16 protein-coding genes, 1 pseudogene and 1 riboswitch are annotated in these 17,815 nt (G+C 62.9%); of the genes and pseudogenes, 12 read left to right on the top strand and 5 right to left on the bottom strand.

Annotated features, from left to right (window positions below):
- The first annotated feature begins 9 nt into the window (after nucleotides 1-9).
- Nucleotides 10-1,173 carry a GGDEF domain-containing protein gene (locus tag RUH75_RS00735; protein WP_313801163.1) on the top strand — a complete coding sequence of 388 codons (1,164 nt, stop codon included), beginning with the start codon at nucleotides 10-12 and terminating at the stop codon, nucleotides 1,171-1,173.
- A 33-nt stretch (nucleotides 1,174-1,206) separates the two neighbouring features.
- On the opposite strand, the gene RUH75_RS00730 is transcribed toward RUH75_RS00735, so the two are convergent.
- A complete protein-coding gene (locus tag RUH75_RS00730) occupies nucleotides 1,207-1,878 on the bottom strand; it encodes a glutathione S-transferase family protein (protein ID WP_046761966.1) in 672 nt (223 codons plus the stop codon).
- Between the two features lie 182 nt (nucleotides 1,879-2,060).
- Here RUH75_RS00730 and acs point away from each other — a divergent pair, with 182 nt between their 5' ends.
- Both acs and RUH75_RS00720 read left to right on the top strand, forming a co-directional pair.
- Nucleotides 2,061-4,004 (top strand): acetate--CoA ligase, encoded by a 1,944-nt coding sequence (gene acs, locus RUH75_RS00725; RefSeq protein ID WP_313801159.1) that lies wholly within the window; start codon nucleotides 2,061-2,063, stop codon nucleotides 4,002-4,004.
- Between the two features lie 19 nt (nucleotides 4,005-4,023).
- Nucleotides 4,024-4,536: a cytochrome b gene (locus tag RUH75_RS00720; protein ID WP_313801157.1), complete on the top strand. Its 513-nt coding sequence runs from the start codon at nucleotides 4,024-4,026 to the stop codon at nucleotides 4,534-4,536.
- A gap of 67 nt (nucleotides 4,537-4,603) precedes the next feature.
- On the opposite strand, the gene hisN is transcribed toward RUH75_RS00720, so the two are convergent.
- The gene (hisN, locus tag RUH75_RS00715; protein WP_313801155.1) at nucleotides 4,604-5,389 is read right to left on the bottom strand and encodes a histidinol-phosphatase; all 786 of its coding nucleotides are present in this window, start codon (nucleotides 5,387-5,389) and stop codon (nucleotides 4,604-4,606) included.
- 66 nt (nucleotides 5,390-5,455) lie between these two features.
- Here hisN and RUH75_RS00710 point away from each other — a divergent pair, with 66 nt between their 5' ends.
- Both RUH75_RS00710 and RUH75_RS00705 read left to right on the top strand, forming a co-directional pair.
- Entirely contained in the window at nucleotides 5,456-5,899 is a 444-nt protein-coding gene (locus RUH75_RS00710; RefSeq protein ID WP_313801153.1) for a VOC family protein, read from the top strand.
- Nucleotides 5,900-6,039: 140 nt separating this feature from the next.
- Complete coding sequence (locus RUH75_RS00705) at nucleotides 6,040-6,276, top strand: hypothetical protein (RefSeq protein ID WP_313801151.1); 237 nt, start codon at nucleotides 6,040-6,042, stop codon at nucleotides 6,274-6,276.
- Nucleotides 6,277-6,354: 78 nt separating this feature from the next.
- Here RUH75_RS00705 and RUH75_RS00700 read toward each other — a convergent pair whose 3' ends face one another.
- Entirely contained in the window at nucleotides 6,355-7,290 is a 936-nt protein-coding gene (locus tag RUH75_RS00700) for a ribose-phosphate pyrophosphokinase (RefSeq protein ID WP_313801149.1), read from the bottom strand.
- A gap of 132 nt (nucleotides 7,291-7,422) precedes the next feature.
- On the opposite strand from RUH75_RS00700, the gene RUH75_RS00695 reads away from it, so the two are divergent.
- Both RUH75_RS00695 and gltX read left to right on the top strand, forming a co-directional pair.
- On the top strand, nucleotides 7,423-9,084 hold the full coding sequence (locus RUH75_RS00695) for an NAD+ synthase (protein ID WP_313801147.1): 1,662 nt from the start codon (nucleotides 7,423-7,425) through the stop codon (nucleotides 9,082-9,084).
- Entirely contained in the window at nucleotides 9,081-10,409 is a 1,329-nt protein-coding gene (gltX, locus tag RUH75_RS00690) for a glutamate--tRNA ligase (protein WP_313801145.1), read from the top strand. The genes RUH75_RS00695 and gltX overlap by 4 nt, the downstream gene beginning before the upstream one ends.
- A 150-nt stretch (nucleotides 10,410-10,559) precedes the next feature.
- Here the strand turns inward: gltX and RUH75_RS00685 are convergent, their stop codons facing one another.
- Nucleotides 10,560-10,868, bottom strand: coding sequence for a hypothetical protein (locus tag RUH75_RS00685; protein WP_313801143.1), 309 nt, complete (start codon nucleotides 10,866-10,868; stop codon nucleotides 10,560-10,562).
- Between the two features lie 141 nt (nucleotides 10,869-11,009).
- Nucleotides 11,010-11,118, top strand: a riboswitch (TPP riboswitch).
- A gap of 56 nt (nucleotides 11,119-11,174) precedes the next feature.
- Here RUH75_RS00685 and RUH75_RS00680 point away from each other — a divergent pair.
- From RUH75_RS00680 to RUH75_RS00665, 4 genes are all read left to right on the top strand, one after another.
- Complete coding sequence (locus tag RUH75_RS00680) at nucleotides 11,175-11,582, top strand: DUF2065 family protein (protein WP_313801141.1); 408 nt, start codon at nucleotides 11,175-11,177, stop codon at nucleotides 11,580-11,582.
- A gap of 75 nt (nucleotides 11,583-11,657) precedes the next feature.
- Entirely contained in the window at nucleotides 11,658-13,478 is a 1,821-nt protein-coding gene (gene thiC / locus RUH75_RS00675) for a phosphomethylpyrimidine synthase ThiC (protein ID WP_409592302.1), read from the top strand.
- Between the two features lie 117 nt (nucleotides 13,479-13,595).
- Nucleotides 13,596-14,366, top strand: coding sequence for a LuxR family transcriptional regulator (locus RUH75_RS00670; RefSeq protein ID WP_313801136.1), 771 nt, complete (start codon nucleotides 13,596-13,598; stop codon nucleotides 14,364-14,366).
- Between the two features lie 127 nt (nucleotides 14,367-14,493).
- Nucleotides 14,494-14,895, top strand: coding sequence for a MarR family transcriptional regulator (locus RUH75_RS00665; protein WP_313801134.1), 402 nt, complete (start codon nucleotides 14,494-14,496; stop codon nucleotides 14,893-14,895).
- A gap of 378 nt (nucleotides 14,896-15,273) precedes the next feature.
- Here the strand turns inward: RUH75_RS00665 and RUH75_RS00660 are convergent.
- A pseudogene (locus RUH75_RS00660) lies at nucleotides 15,274-15,961 on the bottom strand (transposase); the annotation flags it as partial.
- A gap of 645 nt (nucleotides 15,962-16,606) precedes the next feature.
- Between RUH75_RS00660 and RUH75_RS00655 the strand changes: the two are divergent.
- A complete protein-coding gene (locus RUH75_RS00655) occupies nucleotides 16,607-17,806 on the top strand; it encodes a site-specific integrase (RefSeq protein ID WP_313801132.1) in 1,200 nt (399 codons plus the stop codon).
- Nucleotides 17,807-17,815: the final 9 nt, after the last annotated feature.

Here is a 17,815-nt window from a genome sequence, read left to right as displayed (position 1 = left end):
ATAGCGAACATGACTGGGGCAACATCTTCCACCGCCAATGCGCAACATGGTCTGACCGACCGCCTGGCCCGCTGGGCCCGTGGCCTTTCGGGCAAGGCCGATGAGGAAATGGAGGAGCCGGAGACATCGCAACGCGCCAGGTCCGGCAGCGCCGCCAATCGCGAAATCACCCGGCGGCGCAAGCTGTATCAGGATATTGGCGACTTCCTCTTCGCCCATGATCTGGACCTGACGCCGCTCAATTTCGGGGTGGCCCATGATTTTCTGACCGGATCGCATATCGGCGTGGAAAAGGCCGTGAAGGCCGTGCTGACCGAACGGGGCAGGATCACCAATGGCTGGATCGAAACGGTCGCGGCCGAGCAACGCGGCGATGAGGTCACGCCCGAAGCGCTGGCGTCGATGCTCGACAAGGTTGAGGAAAATCTGTCGCAATTCACCGGCCTGATGACCGAATCGCGCAATTCGGCCAAGGATTATGGCGCGGCGTTGCAGGAAGAGGTGAAGGGCCTGTCCGCCAGCGCGGACAATCAGCCGGTGCTGGCGCGGCTGGTGTCGCTGACGCGGTCGATGGTGGAAAAGACCCGGCAGGTGGAGGGGCAGCTGCGCGACAACCAGAAGCAGACGCAATTGCTCAAATCCAGTCTGGAAACCGCGCGCAGGGCCGCCGAGCATGACCATCTGACCGGCCTGCCCAATCGCCGCGCCTTCGAAAGCGTGCTGCGCGACGAGTTGAAACGGGCGCGGGACGAGGGGCAGTCGCTGGCCGTGGCTTTCTGTGACATCGACCATTTCAAGCTGATCAACGATGCCCATGGCCATGATACCGGCGACAGGGTGCTGAAATTCGTCGCCGGGCTGCTGTCCAAGGCCAGCAACGACCAATGCCATGTCGCGCGTCATGGGGGCGAGGAATTCGTCATGTTGTTCCGCGGCAAGACGGCGGCGGAAGCCTGCGAGGCGGTGGACAGCGTGCGGCAGGACCTGTCGACGCGGAGCCTGGTCAACCGCGCCAATGGCGAGCGGATGGAGCGGGTGAGCTTTTCCGCCGGGGTTTCCAATGTGCTGGCCTATGAGGACCCGCGCGCTGCGCTGAAAGCGGCGGACCGGGCGCTGTATCTGGCCAAGGAGCATGGCCGGAACCGCGTCTATCTCGCGGCTGAGGTGGATTGATACGCTCCTCTCCCCCCCGGGACGGGATTGTCATCAAAAATCCGGCTTTTCATAATGGGGCGGGGGTGTGATCACCTCCATCCGTTCCGACAATAACGGGCGGAAGGACGGGCGGGACTTGAAGCCGGCATACCAGCGCTTCACTGTCTCATGCCCGGCCCAGTCGATGCCGCCCAGATAATCCGCGACCGACAGGTGCGCCGCCGCCGCAATGTCGGCCAGGCTCAGCGTGGCCCCCGCCATCCAGCTGCGATGGTCGAGCAGATAATCCATATAATCCATATGGACGTTGGCGCGCTTCATCGCCTCCCTCAGCACCCGCGCATCCGGCGGCGCGCGCTCGATCAGGCGCTTCTTCATCCGCTCGTGCAGCAGGGGACCGACGACATCGCCATAGAAATTCTGGTCGAAGAAAGCGGTGAGCCGCCGCACTTCCGCCCGGCCCGCCGCCGTGCCGGAGATCAGCGGGAATTTCTCGACCGTTTCCTCGAAATATTCGCAGATCGCCTGGCTGTCGATCAGGGTGATGCCCTTTTCCTCGTCCACCATCACCGGGGTCGTGCCGGCCGGGTTCAGATCAAGAAATTCATCGCGCGCCTCCCACGGCGATTCGCGCACCAGGTCGTAGCCCACGCCCTTTTCGCCCAGCAGCAGGCGAACCTTGCGGGAAAAGGGGCAGAGCGGAAATTGGAAAAGTTGCCACATATTGCCTTCCTGTTAAGCCGAGCGTGGCCGGGCGAAAAGCGGCAAATGGCATGATCCTGCCAATTCCCCGCCGATAATGGTGAAAACTACGGCAGCCGAGGAACGATCCGGGCTTCCTGTCACCGCCGCCAATGTCTAGAAGTTCCGCGACGCAAGGTTTTCGCAAAGAAAGGGATGCTTGAATGTCGGACGATTTTTTCCCGGTACCTGCTGAATGGGCGGCCTCCGCGTTGTTCGACCGGGATGGACGCGCGGCGGATTATGAGCGGTCGATCCACGATGCCGACGCCTATTGGCTGGAGCGGGCCAAGCGGCTGGACTGGGTGACCTTTCCTGCCAAAGCCAATGAAAGCAGCTTTGCGGAAGCCGATTTCGGCGTGAAATGGTTCGCCGATGGCGTGCTGAACGTCAGCGCCAACTGCATCGACCGGCATCTGGCCGAGCGGGGCGATCAGGTCGCGATCATCTGGGAACCGGATTCCCCCGAGGCGGAACCGCGCCGCTTCACCTACAAACAGGTGCATGAGGAGGTTTGCCGCTTCGCCAATGTGCTGAAGGGCGCGGGCGCGAAGAAGGGCGACCGCATCACCGTGTACATGCCGATGATCCCTGAGGCTGCCTTTGCCCTGCTGGCCTGCGCGCGGATCGGGGCGATCCATTCGGTCGTCTTCGGCGGCTTTTCGCCTGAGGCGCTGGCCGGGCGGATCATCGATTGCGATTCGACGCTGGTCATCACCGCCGACGAAGGCCGCCGCGCGGGCAGGCAGGTCCCCCTGAAGGCCAATGTCGACGCCGCGCTCAAGGAATGTCCGGGCGTGAAGACAGTCGTCGTCGTCAAGGCGACCGGCGGCGCGATCACCATGGCCGAGGGCCGCGACCTCTGGCTGCATGAGGAAGCGGCCAAGGTTGCCGCGGATTGCGCGCCGGAGCCGATGAAGGCCGAAGACCCGCTGTTCATCCTCTACACCTCCGGCTCCACAGGCAAGCCCAAGGGCGTGCTGCACACGACCGGAGGCTATCTGCTCTGGGCCAGCCTGACCCATGAGCTGTGCTTCGACTATCGGCCGGGCGACATTTACTGGTGCGCGGCGGATATCGGCTGGGTCACGGGGCACAGCTATATCGTCTACGGCCCGCTGGCGAACGGCGCGACGACTTTGATGTATGAGGGCGTGCCGAACTATCCCACCCCCAGCCGCATCTGGGAAGTGGTCGACCGCCATCAGGTGCAGACCATCTTCACCGCGCCCACGGCCCTGCGCGCGCTGATGAAGGAGGGCGACGATTTCGTCCATTCGACCAGCCGGAAATCGCTGCGCCTGCTGGGCACCGTGGGCGAACCGATCAATCCGGAAGCGTGGCGCTGGTATCATCATGTCGTGGGCGAGGATCGCTGCCCGATCATCGACACCTGGTGGCAGACCGAAACCGGCGCGGCGATGATCGCGCCGATGCCGGGCGCGACCGATCTCAAGCCCGGCTCCGCGACCTTCCCCATGCCCGGCGTGGTGCCGCAGATCGTCGATGGCGAGGGCCATGTGCTGGACGGCGCGACCGAGGGCAATCTGGTCATCGCGCAGAGCTGGCCGGGGCAGATGCGCACCGTCTGGGGCGATCATGAACGGTTCTTCCAGACCTATTTCACCACCTTCCCCGGCAAATATACCACCGGCGACGGCGCGCGGCGCGATGCCGACGGCTATTACTGGATCACCGGGCGCGTCGATGACGTCATCAACGTGTCGGGCCACCGCATGGGCACGGCCGAGGTCGAAAGCGCGCTGGTGCTGCATGAGGCCGTGGCGGAAGCGGCAGTGGTCGGCTTCCCCCACGATATCAAGGGGCAGGGCATCTACGCCTATGTGACGCTGAACAGCGGCGAGGAAGCGACCGACGAACTGCGCCAGACTTTGGTGAAATGGGTGCGCAGCGAAATCGGGCCGATCGCGACGCCCGACGTCATCCAGTTCGCGCCGGGTCTGCCCAAGACAAGGAGCGGCAAGATCATGCGCCGCATCCTGCGCAAGATCGCGGAGGGAGAGGTATCGGCGCAGGCCTTGGGGGACACAAGCACACTTGCCGATCCGTCGGTGGTGGATAATCTGGTGGCCAATCGTCACGGGTAGGAACTGAAGGGGGTGCCGGATGGATCGCTACAACAGGGTTGCTCGCGCGCTGCACTGGATCATGGCGATCCTCATCCTCTTCAACCTCTTCCTGGGCTTCGCGCATGACGCGCTGCCCAGCGACTGGAAGGTCATGCCGGTTCACAAGTCGATCGGGCTGACCGTGCTGGCGCTGACGCTCCTGCGCATTCTCTGGCGACTGATCCACAGGCCGCCGCCCCTGCCCGCCGAAATGCCCGCCTGGGAGAAAGCGGCGGCGCATGTCACGCATTTCGCCTTTTATGCGTTCATGCTGATCATGCCGCTGACCGGATGGATCATGTCTTCAGCGGGCAACCGGCCCCTGAACTGGTTCTTCCTGTTCGACGTGCCGAAATTCGCCGTGTCGAAGGGCGATGCGATCGTCGGAGTTTCAGGCGGAACGCATGAGGTCATGGGCTTTGTCTGGGCCGCGCTGATCCTGGTGCATGTGGCCGCGGCGCTGCGCCATCATTTCATCCTGAAGGACCGCGTGCTGCTGCGGATGGTCTGATCCGCGCGCCGACAGGGGTGGATCCATCCTGAACGGAAATGAGCGCTCGCCATTAATTATTAGCAGCCTAATGATGATCGTGGCCCTGCGCCAGCGCCTCCAGCACATCATCCAGCCGCGCCGGATCGCCCAGAGCGATCACCTTCCCGTCACTGTCATGCGTCAAGGGCTCTCCCGACCAGTCGCACATGCGCCCGCCCGCGCCTTCGACCACCGGCACCAGCGCCGCCAGATCGTGCAGCTTCAACCCCGCCTCGACCACGATGTCGACATGACCCGAAGCGACCAGCCCATAATTATAGCAGTCCCCACCCCACACCGTATCCCGGCACTGACCTGCCAGCCGCGAGAAATGCTCCCCCGTGCAACCGGGGAAAAGCTGCGGCGCGGTCGAAGCCAGGATCGCCTGATCCAGATCGCGGCAGGCGCGCGCCGTCACCGGCTTGCCGTTGAAGGTGGTCGGCTGCCCCATCATCCCGGCCCAGCGCTCCCCGGCGATCGGCTGGTCGATGATGCCGATGGTGGGCCAGCCCGCCTGCGTCAGCGCCACCAGCGTCCCGAAAATCGGCCGCCCGGCGATGAAGCTGCGCGTCCCGTCGATCGGATCGAGAATCCACACCCGCTCCGCATCCTCGCGCGTCGCGCCATATTCTTCGCCGATGATGCCGTCCTGCGGCCGTTCCTTCTCCAAAATTGCCCGGATCGCCGCTTCCGCCGCGCGGTCGGCCTCGGTCACGGGCGACTGGTCGGATTTGAACTCCATGTCGTAGCGGGCCCGGAAAAAGGGGCGGATCGCCGCGCCGGCGGCATCGGCTAGGCGGTTGGCAAGGGCCAGGTCATCGCGGGTCGTCATGGCGTTGGACCTAGCGGCAAAGGCGCGGAAAGGCTAGGCTCAGCCGCGACAATGAAGGAGGGAAAGATGCCCGGTTCACCCGTCATCCCATGCCTGCGTTATGTCGACGCGCCCGCCGCCATCGCTTTTCTTTGCGCGGCCTTCGGTTTCGAAGTCCGCGCTTCCTATGAGGATGAGGCCGACCCCCATATCGTCCACCATGCCGAACTGGTGCTGGGCGAAGGCATGGTCATGTTGGGCAGCGCGAAGGACGGGGATGGCGAATCGCTGTATAGTTGGACCACCCCACGCGATCTGGGCGGCGTCACCGCCTGCATCCATGTCGTCGTGCCCGATCCCGACGCCCATTGCCTCCACGCCCGTAATGAAGGTGCGGTGGTGGTGGCCGAACCGCATGACAATATCGGCTATCCCGGCCGCGGCTATGAAGCGCTCGACCCGGAGGGCAATGTCTGGAGCTTCGGTTCCTACGATCCCTGGGCGGTTTCCCTCTCGAGCGCGCTACGTTGAATCAGACGCGGGACGCACGCTCCGGTTTCTTGTTTCCGCGACGTCAGGCGCAAAACCGGTTCCCACTTTTGCGCACGATACTCTAAACCTTCGGCAATCCCGTCCGTCTATTCTTCCGATAGCTATTGAGGGAGTCGCACATGGCGCTGGTCGGCTGGATCATGAGTTTCGTGGCCCTGTTCGCCGCGCTGGCGCTGCGACAGGATTTGCCGATCGGCGGATCGGTGATGCTGTCGAACCTGCTGATATTGCTGGCCCTGATCGCCTGTCCGATGATCTGGCGGGAAAAGCCGCTCGGCATTTCGCGCGGCCAGCGCATCCTCGCCGCGCTGATCCTTTTCCTGAGCGTTCCGCTGCTTCTGCTCCCCGTCGCCTGAAAGTCGCGCCGCGCGACTTCGAACAAAAAGGCCGCCGATACGGACATCGGCGGCCTTTTTGTCTTGAAGCGAGCGCGCTCAGTCGAACAGGCTGGACACCGAGCTTTCGTCCGCGATGCGCTTGATCGCCTCGCCCAGCAGGGGGGCGATGGGCAGGTGACGAACGCTCTTCGCGCCGTTGACCGCATCGGTGCCCTGGATCGAGTCGGTGATGACCAGTTCCTTCAACTCCGACGCCTCGACCCGCGCCACCGCGCCACCCGACAGCACGCCATGGCTGACATAGGCGACCACTTCTTCCGCGCCCGCCGCCTTCAGCGCGGCGGCAGCGTTGCAGAGCGTACCCGCCGAATCGACGATATCGTCGATCAGCACGCAGAAGCGGCCCGAAACATCGCCGATGATGTTCATCACTTCCGATTCGCCGGCCCGCTCGCGCCGCTTGTCGACGATGGCGAGCGGGGCGTTGTCGAGCCGCTTGGCGAGCGCCCGTGCCCGCACCACGCCGCCGACGTCGGGCGACACCACCATGATGTTCTTGCCGCCGAAGCGCGCCTGGATGTCCGCCGACATCACCGGTGCGCCGAACAGATTGTCGGTGGGGATGTCGAAAAAGCCCTGGATCTGGCCTGCATGCAGATCAACCGACAGCACGCGATCGGCGCCCGCCGTGGTGATCAGGTTCGCGACCAGCTTGGCCGAAATCGGCGTGCGCGGTCCCGGCTTCCGGTCCTGCCGGGCATAGCCGAAATAGGGGACGACCGCGGTGATTCGCTTGGCCGACGCGCGCTTCAGCGCGTCGATCATGATCAGCAGCTCCATTAGATTGTCGTTCGTCGGATAGCTGGTCGATTGCAGCACGAACACGTCTTCGCCGCGGACATTCTCATGAATTTCCACGAAAACCTCTTCGTCGGCGAAGCGCCGGACGCTCGCGTCGGTCAGGGGGATTTCGATATAATCGGCGATGGCGGCCGCGAGCGGCTTGTTGGAATTGCCGGTCATGAGCTTCATGGCCAAAACCCCCAGAACTAAATGGCGTGACGAATTGATGACGATGCGAGAACGCCGCCCCTTTAGCGGCGCATCCCCCTGCTGAAAAGGCGCTTTTGCGCCTTGCGGAAAAATGCTCTACGGGCGCTGATCATGACCGACAAACTCGTGATAGCCCTTGCCCAGATGACGCAGTCGGTGGGCGACTTGTCCGCCAATGCCGATGCGATGCTGGAATGGCGGTCGCGGGCCATGGAGGCCGACCTCATCGTCTATCCCGAACTCCAGCTGATCGGCTATCCGCCCGAGGATCTGGTGCTGAAACCCGCTCTGGTCGACCGCGCCAACCACGAACTGGACCGCCTGGCCCAGGCCACGGCCGATGGCGGCCCGGCGATGCTCGTCGGCACGGTGGTCGCCTCGCAGGGCGTCCTGTTCAACGTCGTCGCCCTGCTGGAAGACGGCGCCGTCACTGCCATCCGGCAGAAGCGCGAATTGCCCAATTACGGGACATTCGACGAAAAGCGCTTGTTCGCTCCCGGCCCGCTGCCCGCGCCGATCGACTTCCGGGGCGTGCAGATCGGCGTGCCCATTTGCGAAGATATCTGGTTCCCCTTCGTCACCGCGCATCTGCGGGCGGAGGGCGCGGAAATCCTGATCAGCCCCAATGGCAGCCCGTTCGAGGTCGACAAGGACGACCGCCGCATCAACGCCGTCGCCGGCACCCGCGTCCGCGAAACCGGCCTGCCACTCATTTATCTCAACCGCGTCGGCGGTCAGGATGAACTGGTGTTCGACGGCGCTTCTTTCGTGATGAACGCGGACCTCAGCCTCGCCCAGCAACTCCCCGACTGGGAGGAAGCGCTGGTCCTGACGAACTGGGAGAAATGGGACGGCCAGTGGGTCTGCCTCCCCGGCGAGCGCCACGCCCTCGATCCCCGCCCGGCCGATATCTACAACGCCATGGTCCTCGGCCTGCGCGACTATGTGAACAAGAACCGCTTCCCCGGCGTGGTGCTGGGCCTGTCTGGCGGCATCGATTCCGCCCTGTCCGCCGCCGTCGCCGTCGATGCGCTGGGCGCCGACCGGGTCTGGTGCGTGATGATGCCCTCGCGCTTCACCAGCCAGGAAAGCCTGGACGACGCCGTCGAATGCGCCCGCCTGCTCGGCGTCCGTTACGACACCATCCCGATAGAGCCCGCCGTCGCGGCCTTTGACTCCATGCTGGCCGAAGTCTTCACCGGCCGCCAGCGCGACCTGACCGAGGAGAATATCCAGTCCCGCATCCGGGGCGTGACGCTGATGGGCCTGTCCAACAAATATGGCCATATGCTGCTCACCACCGGCAACAAGAGCGAGATGTCGGTCGGTTACGCCACCATCTATGGCGACATGGCGGGCGGCTATTCGGTGCTGAAGGACGCCTACAAGACCACGGTGTTCGACCTCTGCCGCTGGCGCAACGACAATGTCCCCTCGTTGGGCGAGGCTTTCGGCCCCAAAGGCCCGGTCATGCCCGACCGCGTCATCACCAAGCCGCCCAGCGCCGAACTGCGCGATAATCAGAAGGATGAGGACAGCCTGCCCCCTTATGAGGTGCTGGACCCGATCCTCTACGGACTGGTCGAAGAAGAACTCTCCGTCGAACAACTGGTCGCCCGTGGCTTCGAGCGCGACACCGTCGCCCGCATTGAGCGGCTGCTCTACATCGCCGAATATAAGCGCCGCCAGGCGCCTCCCGGCGTCAAGCTCGGCATGCGCAATTTCGGCCGCGACCGCCGTTATCCCATCACCAACGCCTTCCGGACTCTATGACTGTCATCACCCGCTTCGCTCCGTCACCGACCGGCAACCTCCATGTCGGCAATATCCGCGCCGCGCTCCATAACTGGCTGTGGGCACGGAAGAGCGGCGGCCAATTCCTGCTGCGCCTAGACGACACCGACCTTGAACGCTCCCGCCCCGAATATGCGGACGGGATCAAGGCGGACCTGCAATGGCTCGGCCTTCATTGGGACGGCGAGGAGAAGCAGTCCGACCGCTTCGCCCTCTATGAAGCGCAGTTCGAAGCCCTCAAGGCCTCGGGCCATGTCTACCCCGCCTATGAAACGAGCCAGGAACTGGACCTGCGCCGCAAGGTCCTGCTGGGGCGCGGCCTGCCGCCGGTCTATGACCGCGCCGCCCTGTCCCTGACCCCGGACCAGATCGCCGCCTATGAAGCCGAAGGGCGCCGGCCCCATTGGCGCTTCAAACTGGATCATGACCAGCCCATCGCCTGGACCGACCTGATCCGGGGCGATCAGCGCTTCGACCCGAAGCTGCTCTCCGACCCGGTGATCCGCCGCGCCGACGGAAGCTGGCTGTACATGCTCCCCTCGGTGATTGACGACATCGCCATGGGCATCACCCACGTCCTGCGCGGCGAGGACCATGTGTCCAACACCGCCACCCAGATTCAGATGTTCACCGCGCTGGGCGCAGGCCTGCCCGCCTTCGCCCATGAAGCCCTGCTCACCGGCAGCGAAGGCAAGCTCTCCAAGCGCCTCGGCTCGCTCGGCGTCGCGCATTTCCGCGAAACCGGCCTGGAACCCGCCGCCATTGCCTCGCTCCTCGCCCGCCTCGGCAGCTCGCAGCCGATCGAGCCTTTTGTGGACATCCAGCCGCTGATCGACAGCTTCGATTTCGCCCATTTCGGCCGCGCGCCCGCGCGCTTCGACGAGGCGGAACTGGCAACCCTCAACCAGAAGATCGTCCACCTCCTGCCCTACAGCGCGGTATCCACCCGCCTGCCCGATGGCATGGACGAAACCGCCTGGGACGCCATCCGCCCCAATCTGGAAACGGTATCCGGCGCGGCCGACTGGTGGCGGATCGTCACCGGCCCGATCGACGCCCCCGCACCGGCGGAGGAAGATCGCGACTTCCTCGCCCTCGCGCAGGCCGCTCTGTCGGAAGCGGCGTTTGACGCCACCATCTGGCGCACCCTCACCGAAGCGCTGAAGGCGCAAACCGGCCGCAAGGGCAAGGCGCTGTTCCTTCCCCTGCGCCGCGCGCTGACGGGCATGGATCACGGCCCCGACATGGGCCAGCTCCTCCCGCTCATCGGTAAGGAAGAGGCCCTGTCCCGCCTCCATTGCTGATCAAATGGCGGCTATCGGCTCACCCGTTGATTTTGCTGTCCTACAGGCCGCCTCAGAGCGTATCGCGATCCCGCTCTTTGAACCGTGAACCCGCGCCACGAACCGCCGCTTTCCCGCAGCTTCCATCGTGTCACCTGTGTCACCCAAATCCTATGCGGGTGGCTCACCCCTGATCCGTCCGACCATCGCCTGCCCGGCGTCTCTCTGCCGCGCATAGCGCCGCTTCAGCACCACGCTCGCCACCAGCAGCGGCGCGCCCGCCATGATGCACGCCCCCCCCAGCATCGGCGGCCAAAGCCCGAACAGGCTGTGCATGTTCAGCGCGGAAGGCGCCAGCAGCAGCAGAAACCCCGCCGTCAGCAGCCACAGGCCCCAGCGGCGCGGCCGGACAGCCACCATGCGCATCTCATGCCGATGCGCCTTGCGTCCTTCTTTCGTCGACAGATCGGGATGCTTCATCGCCGGCAATAAAGCGGAAAAGCCGACAGCCTGTCCAGCGTCGCAACTAAGCGATTTCGAGTGAAATGATACATTTCACGGCTCGGAAATCGCGACGATCAAACAAGGCTTCCGTTCGCGCGCCGCATCGGCTACACGCAGAACCATCCCCGGGGGACCGTCCACAGACGGTTGAGAGGCGGCTGACGTGGCCGCGACCCGCTGAACCTGATCCGGATAAGACCGGCGTAGGGAGGGAACGGCTTGTTCGCATGAGACAGCCCGCGCCCGTCCTCCGCCCAAGAGCGCAAGAGGAGGACGGCGATCATGGACAGCATTTCCGTTCTGACCTTGCGTCTGGCCGAAGCCATCGGCCTCTACATGATCGTCATCGGCATTGGCGGCCTGACCGCGCCCCAGCGCTGGCGGCAGATGATGGACGATCTGGAACGATCGCCGGGCCTGGTGATGGCACTTGGCTTCCCGGTGTTCGCGGTCGGCGCGGCGCTGGTGCTGATCCACAGCATCTGGACCGACCCCCTCGCCATCATCGTCTCGGCCATTGGCTATGTCGCCCTGATCGAGGGCGCCCTACTGCTCGCTGTCCCCGGTCCGCTGATCCGGATCGGTTTCTGGTCCCTCAAATTCATCCGCGTCTGGGCGATCGTCTCGATCGTGCTGGGCGTCCTCCTCTTCCTCGCAGGCCTGACGGGCCGCGCCACTATTACCGCCTGAAAGGACGAACCTATGGCAGATGTCGATTCCTTGATTGAACGGGCTTCCACCGGAAGCCCTGAGGCCCGCACCGAGATGCGCGTCACCACCGGACCCATTCGTGGTTCCCGCAAAATCCATGTCGGCCCGCTCAAGGTCGCCATGCGGGAGATCGACCTCGAACCCGGCAGCGGCGAGCTGCCCGTGCGCGTCTACGACACCTCCGGCCCCTACACGGACCCCAACGCCCGCATCGACATCATGGCGGGACTTCCGCAACTCCGCCGCGACTGGATCATCGGCCGTGGCGATGTAGAGGAATATGACGCCCGCGCGATCCAGCCGGAAGATAATGGCCTGAAAGGCCCTGACCGCAGCGGCGGCGTCCAGCCTTTCCCGAACACCGTCAGGCGCCCGCTGCGCGCCAAGCCGGGCATGAACGTCTCCCAGATGCACTATGCCCGCCGCGGCATCATCACGGCGGAGATGGAATATGTTGCCGAGCGCGAAAATCTGGGCCGCGCCCGCCTCGCCGAATATGTCCGCGACGGGCAGGACTGGGGCGCGGAGATCCCCGATTATGTCACGCCCGAATTTGTCCGTGACGAAGTCGCCCGTGGTCGCGCCATCATCCCCAACAACATCAACCACCCGGAATCGGAGCCGATGGCGATCGGCCGCAACTTCCTGGTGAAGATCAACGCCAATATCGGCAACAGCGCGGTCGCCTCCGACGTCGCGTCCGAAGTCGACAAGCTGGTCTGGTCGATCCGCTGGGGCGCGGACACGGTGATGGACCTGTCGACCGGCCGCAATATCCACGACACCCGCGAATGGATCATGCGCAACTCGCCCGTGCCGATCGGTACCGTGCCGATCTATCAGGCGCTGGAGAAGGTCGGCGGCATTGCCGAGGAACTGACCTGGGACATCTTCCGCGACACGCTGATCGAGCAGGCCGAGCAGGGCGTCGACTATTTCACCATCCATGCTGGCGTGCGCCTGCCCTATATCCCGATGACCGCCAAGCGCGTCACCGGCATCGTCTCGCGCGGCGGGTCGATCATGGCGAAATGGTGCCTCGCGCACCACAAGGAAAGCTTCCTCTACGAGCATTTCGACGAGATCACCGAGATCATGAAGGCCTATGACATCGCCTATTCGCTGGGCGATGGCCTGCGTCCCGGATCGATCGCGGATGCCAATGACGAAGCCCAGTTCGCTGAACTCTACACGCTGGGCGAACTGACCAAGCGCGCCTGGGAACAGGATGTGCAGGTGATGATCGAGGGGCCGGGCCATGTCCCGATGCACAAAATCAAGCAGAATATGGATAAGCAGCTGGAGGCCTGCGGCGAGGCGCCCTTCTATACGCTTGGGCCGCTCACCACCGACATCGCGCCGGGTTATGATCATATCACGTCCGGCATCGGCGCCGCGATGATCGGCTGGTACGGCACGGCGATGCTCTGCTACGTCACGCCCAAGGAGCATCTCGGCCTGCCGGATCGCGACGATGTGAAGGTGGGTGTCGTCACCTACAAGCTCGCCGCCCATGCCGCCGATCTGGCGAAGGGCCATCCCGCCGCCAAGGTCCGTGACGACGCGCTCTCCCGCGCCCGCTTCGAGTTCCGCTGGCGCGACCAGTTCAACCTGTCGCTCGACCCGGATACGGCGGAAAAATATCACGACCAGACACTTCCGGCCGAAGGCGCCAAGAGCGCGCATTTCTGCTCCATGTGCGGCCCCAAATTCTGCTCGATGAAGATCACGCAAGAGGTGAGGGACTTCGCGGCGAAGCAGAACCAGCCCGCCGACAGCTTCATCGCGGCGGAAGAGGCTGAAAAAGGCATGGCCGAAATGAGCGAGGCGTTCAAAAAGCAGGGCAGCGAAATCTACCTGCCTGCCGCCGAATAAGGACCAGTGGAGGACCGCCGTCCCTCGGCGGTCCTCCCCATGCCTTTCCCGATTGCCCCGATCCTGCGTCATGATTATGATATCGTGGTGAATTTTGAATGATCGGGGATAGGAGGCATGAAAGGGAGATTGGGCGCGCAGCCACTCTCGCCGCTCGGTGAGGGGCAGGCCTTTATCGACGCCATCAGACAGGCGGTGGACCAGAGCGAACTCGCGCTGCGGCTGGACCAGATCAGCCGGGAGCTTGGCTTCTCCCATTATGCGCTCATCCATCATGTCGACCACCGCAGCGCCGGCGAAACCATGATAAGGCTGGAAAATTATCCCGAATCCTGGGTCGGCACTTTCCTTGAAAAAGAGCTTTACAGCTGGGACCCGATCGTCGTGGCGAGCAACCGGACCAACGCCGCCTTCGCCTGGTCGGAGGTGGCCGACATCATCCGGATCACCAACCGCCAGCGCGATGTCATGAAAGCCGCCGCGCAAGAGGGGCTGGGCGACGGATTTACCGTCCCCATCCACATGCCTGGGCAGGTCAGCGCCTCCTGCAGCTTCGCCATGCGGACGGGACGGGCCTTGCCGCATCATCATCTGGGCATGGTGCAACTGGTTGGCGCCTTCGCTTTCCAGACGGCTCGGGCACTGACGGAAAAAGGAGCACTCCCCGTTGAGCGGGTCGCCCTGACCCCCCGGCAACTCGATTGCATCGTCCTGGCGGGGCGCGGCAAAAGCGATTGGGAAATCGGGCGCATATTGGGGCTGAAGGAGGACACGGTTACCGAATATCTGGACGCCGCCCGGACCCGCTACGGCGTGGCACGTCGTATCCAGCTGGTGATGCGCGCGCTTCAGGATGGCCATATCGCCCTTTCCGATCTCGTTCAGTAACCCCCTCTCAAGGGGGGACGCGGAAACCCGCCATTTTGGACATATTTCATCGCCTCAAGGAGAGGCGAATGGTCCCGTTTTCCAAAATTTTTCGCCGCAGCAGCCAATGCATCCGTGGAAGATGGTCATGACCTTCTCCTGTGTGCGTCCGCCCGCCTCGCAGGATGCGGCCGCCAACGACCCCCTGCCTGATGTTGGCGCCTATGCGCGCAAGCTGTTGGGGCAACGCCGCCGCCGCGACCAGATTTTCGGGGTCGATCTGTTTGGTGAGCCGGTCTGGGACATGCTGCTGGATCTGTTCGCCAGCACCAGCGAAGGGCGGGAGGTTAGTATATCCAGCCTCTGCATCGCATCGGGCGTGCCCACCACCAGCGCGCTACGCCATATCGCTATGCTGGTGGAACGGGGTTTGCTGTTGCGGCGGCGGGACTTCCGCGATGGCCGGCGCGTACTGATGGAACTGTCCCCAGCATTGCAGGAGCGGCTCGGCCTTCTGCTTCTTGGCTGGATGGAGGATGGGAGTGAATGACGGGCTTTGGATGGCCGCGGGGGAAGTCCAACCTTGGCAAGTATCAAGATAGCGTCCACTGATGCAAGGAATGATCTGTTGGGTTGGGCGCCCCCCCGACGGCATCTAGCCCGCATTATTCGTGACGACGTTCTTTCCATCCGCCCGGGGCAAAGATTGCCAGATGGGGGTGATCGGGACGAGCGATCGTGGCGCGTCTATTTCACCGCAGATGTTCGATAGGTTTGCGAGATTGAAGGACGGGGTTCTGGGGCTGGGCGGCAGGGCCGTACGGGCTATGTCGGGATTAGCCTGAGCGCTGCGGCGATGACGCGGGCCGCGACTTTGAGTAGTCTCAGGCGCAGGGTCGCGAACTGGGCGGTGGCCAGCGCGGTGGCCTTGGGCGGGCAAGGTCATGATGGTACGCGTGATTGCATCGCGTACTGCGTCGGCCCCATGTCCTGTAAGCGCTGGCCCATTCTTAACACTTGGGCCAACACCATGACCTTCCATTCGCGGTAGGTGCTGCAACATCGTAAAGCGCGTCGTGCGCTCGACCAGCGTGCCTATCGCCGAACTGCCCAGGCCCAAAATGAGATCGCCTTCCCAGTGGCCCGGCACTGCCCGATCGTCGGCCTCAGCGGGACGTTGGCTTATCATGATATCGCTTGAAACGAAGTTCTTGCCACGCAGGGCGGTACGTCCGTGCGGCATTCGTAAGGTCCGTCCTGTTCTCAGGCAGGCAGTCAACTCGCGACGTAAAGCGCCTGATAATAGCTTTGTGACTGATGCGCATTGTCTCGTCATTCGGGAAATCGATGATCAGGCGCCTTGCAACCTGTTCCGGTTTGGGGCGGAGAGCGGACCGTTCGGCATGCCACTGGGCCACGGTTGCACGATAACTCGAACGACCACCGCGCGTGGCTGCATTGCGGCGAACCTCACGCGAGATCGTCGAAGCAGAACGATCAATCCGTCGACCAATCTCCCGCAAGCTATAGTTCTGCACGAGGAGCAGCGCTATCTCCTCGCGCTCCGCCAAGGAAAGATATCTTCCCGACAGCGGCTTCGCTGTCTCCCTGAACATCGTTGGTGGCATACCGCCGGCCTCCCGGAACCATCTGGTCCCTACAGGTTGTGAGAATCCGGCCTTGATACCAGCTGCTTCGCTACTCATTCCTGATCCGACAGAATCAGATTGGCTTTTTGTAGTCCCCTCGGAGGAAGAGGTAGATTCCACCATCCCGAAAAGACTTTGATTCGAGGATGTTCTTTCCCGGCCGACCTTTGCGATCAGGGTGATCGTCCGCGTCCGATGCAGAATCGTTGAAACCCGATTTTTCCCAAAGTCCGTCCCCAAATCCGGATATCCGTATATCGGGATTTTTGGTGTTCGGGAAAACCGAAGATTTAGAAAATCGCAGATTTCTGCGATTTCTGGAGCGGGCGAAGGGATTCGAACCCTCGACCCCAACCTTGGCAAGGTCGGCATCACCTGTTTTCCGGCATCTTCCTCGTTACTGCCGTTCCCGGATTTTCGCCATTTCCTAAACTCCAGAGTTTCTGCGGTTATTGGCCGATATGGGGGGTTAAAACCGTTGCGAGTGGGGATAGGGTGGGGATTGACTTTTGGGCGATTTTGACATATAATTACACTATACCCCACTGAAATCCCCACTGCGGATTTGAGGGCGTATCTCCCAAAAATCAAGCCCGAGAGGAATGACAACGAATGACGGAAACCCGACTCCCGGTCGGTCGCCCTGGCCGATATACGAAGTATGAGAAGCTGTTGGCTTCGCTGCCCGCCAAAATGGCTAAGCGCCCCGCTTACTGCGACGGCATCGGCCTGTTTCGCGGGAGTCGTGGCGTAACGGTGTGGATCAAAATCAGACTTCCCCACGGGGGCGTCTATAACGGTCGGACAGTGCCTGTAGGAGGCTCCATAGAGCATAAGGCAGGCAACAAAGCGTCTTGGACGTGGCAGCAGATTGAAACGGAGCGTGAGCGCCTACAGGGGCGAGCAGATAGGGGCGAGCCACTGGAAACCGCTCAGGTCCAATCGTTCAACACCTATGCAACGGACTGGCTGACGCGGAAGCAATCGACACTGAAAGGCTATGGCATCGTCAAAGGCCACGTCCATTCGGCGCTCATGCCCAGCTTCGGCAAGAAAGCATTGGACGCGATCAGCGTTGCGGATGTGAACAAGTGGATTGGCCACCAGCGGACCACACTCGCACCCGGCACGGTGCAGCGGCAGATGGCCACATTCAACGCGATTATGAACGATGCCGTCCGTAGCGGGGTGATCGAGCGCAACCCTTCATCACGCGCCGACAAGATTAGAGGCGTTGAGGCACGACAACGGTTCGTTACTGAGCAGGAATATCAGACGATATTGGATACCTGCGAACGGATCGAGCGGGAGCAAGAGGACAAGAAAGAGGTCACTCCACAACAGAAGCGGGGGTGGCTGCGTCACTTCGTTTCGTGGGCTTACAACTCTGGAATGCGCCGTTCGGAAATCGTCGGGCTGACATGGGCCAATGTTAGAGAGGTCGAGGCCGATCATATCGTGGTGGAGGTGTTGAACAGCAAAAATGGCAAGTCTCGCCATGTCAGTTGCACCCCTGAAATGATCTTGATCCTCGCGGCGCTTCGCATCCTGCCGCGCGAGGATGGCGACAACAGGCTCTTCCCTCTGTCCCTTACCACGGTGAAGCGGTCATTGACGGCGTTGTGGAAGGCGACGGGCTTAAAGGATGTGCGGCTGCATGATCTTCGCCGTAGCCATGCCACCATTCTTGTTGGCAAGGGGTTTGACGTTCGCACCGTCGCGGGGCGGCTTGGTCACACAGGAACCGCGATGCTGGCCAAGCACTACGCGGTGGATCGCGGAGACAAGGAAGCGGCGGCGGCATTCGCATAAGGGCGGCGG

The organism is Sphingobium sp. (assembly GCF_032153725.1).
GTDB lineage: Bacteria > Pseudomonadota > Alphaproteobacteria > Sphingomonadales > Sphingomonadaceae > Sphingobium.
Note: the sequence above shows the minus strand (reverse complement) of the source record. Positions and strands in the feature narration are given on the sequence as shown.

Bases quoted from the DNA above. Each gene is read 5' to 3' on its own strand.
- RUH75_RS00705 (WP_313801151.1), top strand. From the start codon at position 6,040: ATGGCGCTGGTCGGCTGGATCATGAGTTTCGTGGCCCTGTTCGCCGCG.
- RUH75_RS00655 (WP_313801132.1), top strand. From the start codon at position 16,607: ATGACGGAAACCCGACTCCCGGTCGGTCGCCCTGGCCGATATACGAAG.
- RUH75_RS00700 (WP_313801149.1), bottom strand. From the start codon at position 7,290: ATGAAGCTCATGACCGGCAATTCCAACAAGCCGCTCGCGGCCGCCATC.
- thiC (WP_409592302.1), top strand. From the start codon at position 11,658: ATGCGCGTCACCACCGGACCCATTCGTGGTTCCCGCAAAATCCATGTC.
- RUH75_RS00680 (WP_313801141.1), top strand. From the start codon at position 11,175: ATGGACAGCATTTCCGTTCTGACCTTGCGTCTGGCCGAAGCCATCGGC.
- hisN (WP_313801155.1), bottom strand. From the start codon at position 5,389: ATGACGACCCGCGATGACCTGGCCCTTGCCAACCGCCTAGCCGATGCC.
- RUH75_RS00665 (WP_313801134.1), top strand. From the start codon at position 14,494: ATGACCTTCTCCTGTGTGCGTCCGCCCGCCTCGCAGGATGCGGCCGCC.
- acs (WP_313801159.1), top strand. From the start codon at position 2,061: ATGTCGGACGATTTTTTCCCGGTACCTGCTGAATGGGCGGCCTCCGCG.
- RUH75_RS00670 (WP_313801136.1), top strand. From the start codon at position 13,596: ATGAAAGGGAGATTGGGCGCGCAGCCACTCTCGCCGCTCGGTGAGGGG.
- RUH75_RS00730 (WP_046761966.1), bottom strand. From the start codon at position 1,878: ATGTGGCAACTTTTCCAATTTCCGCTCTGCCCCTTTTCCCGCAAGGTT.
- gltX (WP_313801145.1), top strand. From the start codon at position 9,081: ATGACTGTCATCACCCGCTTCGCTCCGTCACCGACCGGCAACCTCCAT.
- RUH75_RS00685 (WP_313801143.1), bottom strand. From the start codon at position 10,868: ATGAAGCATCCCGATCTGTCGACGAAAGAAGGACGCAAGGCGCATCGG.
- RUH75_RS00710 (WP_313801153.1), top strand. From the start codon at position 5,456: ATGCCCGGTTCACCCGTCATCCCATGCCTGCGTTATGTCGACGCGCCC.
- RUH75_RS00735 (WP_313801163.1), top strand. From the start codon at position 10: ATGACTGGGGCAACATCTTCCACCGCCAATGCGCAACATGGTCTGACC.
- RUH75_RS00720 (WP_313801157.1), top strand. From the start codon at position 4,024: ATGGATCGCTACAACAGGGTTGCTCGCGCGCTGCACTGGATCATGGCG.
- RUH75_RS00695 (WP_313801147.1), top strand. From the start codon at position 7,423: ATGACCGACAAACTCGTGATAGCCCTTGCCCAGATGACGCAGTCGGTG.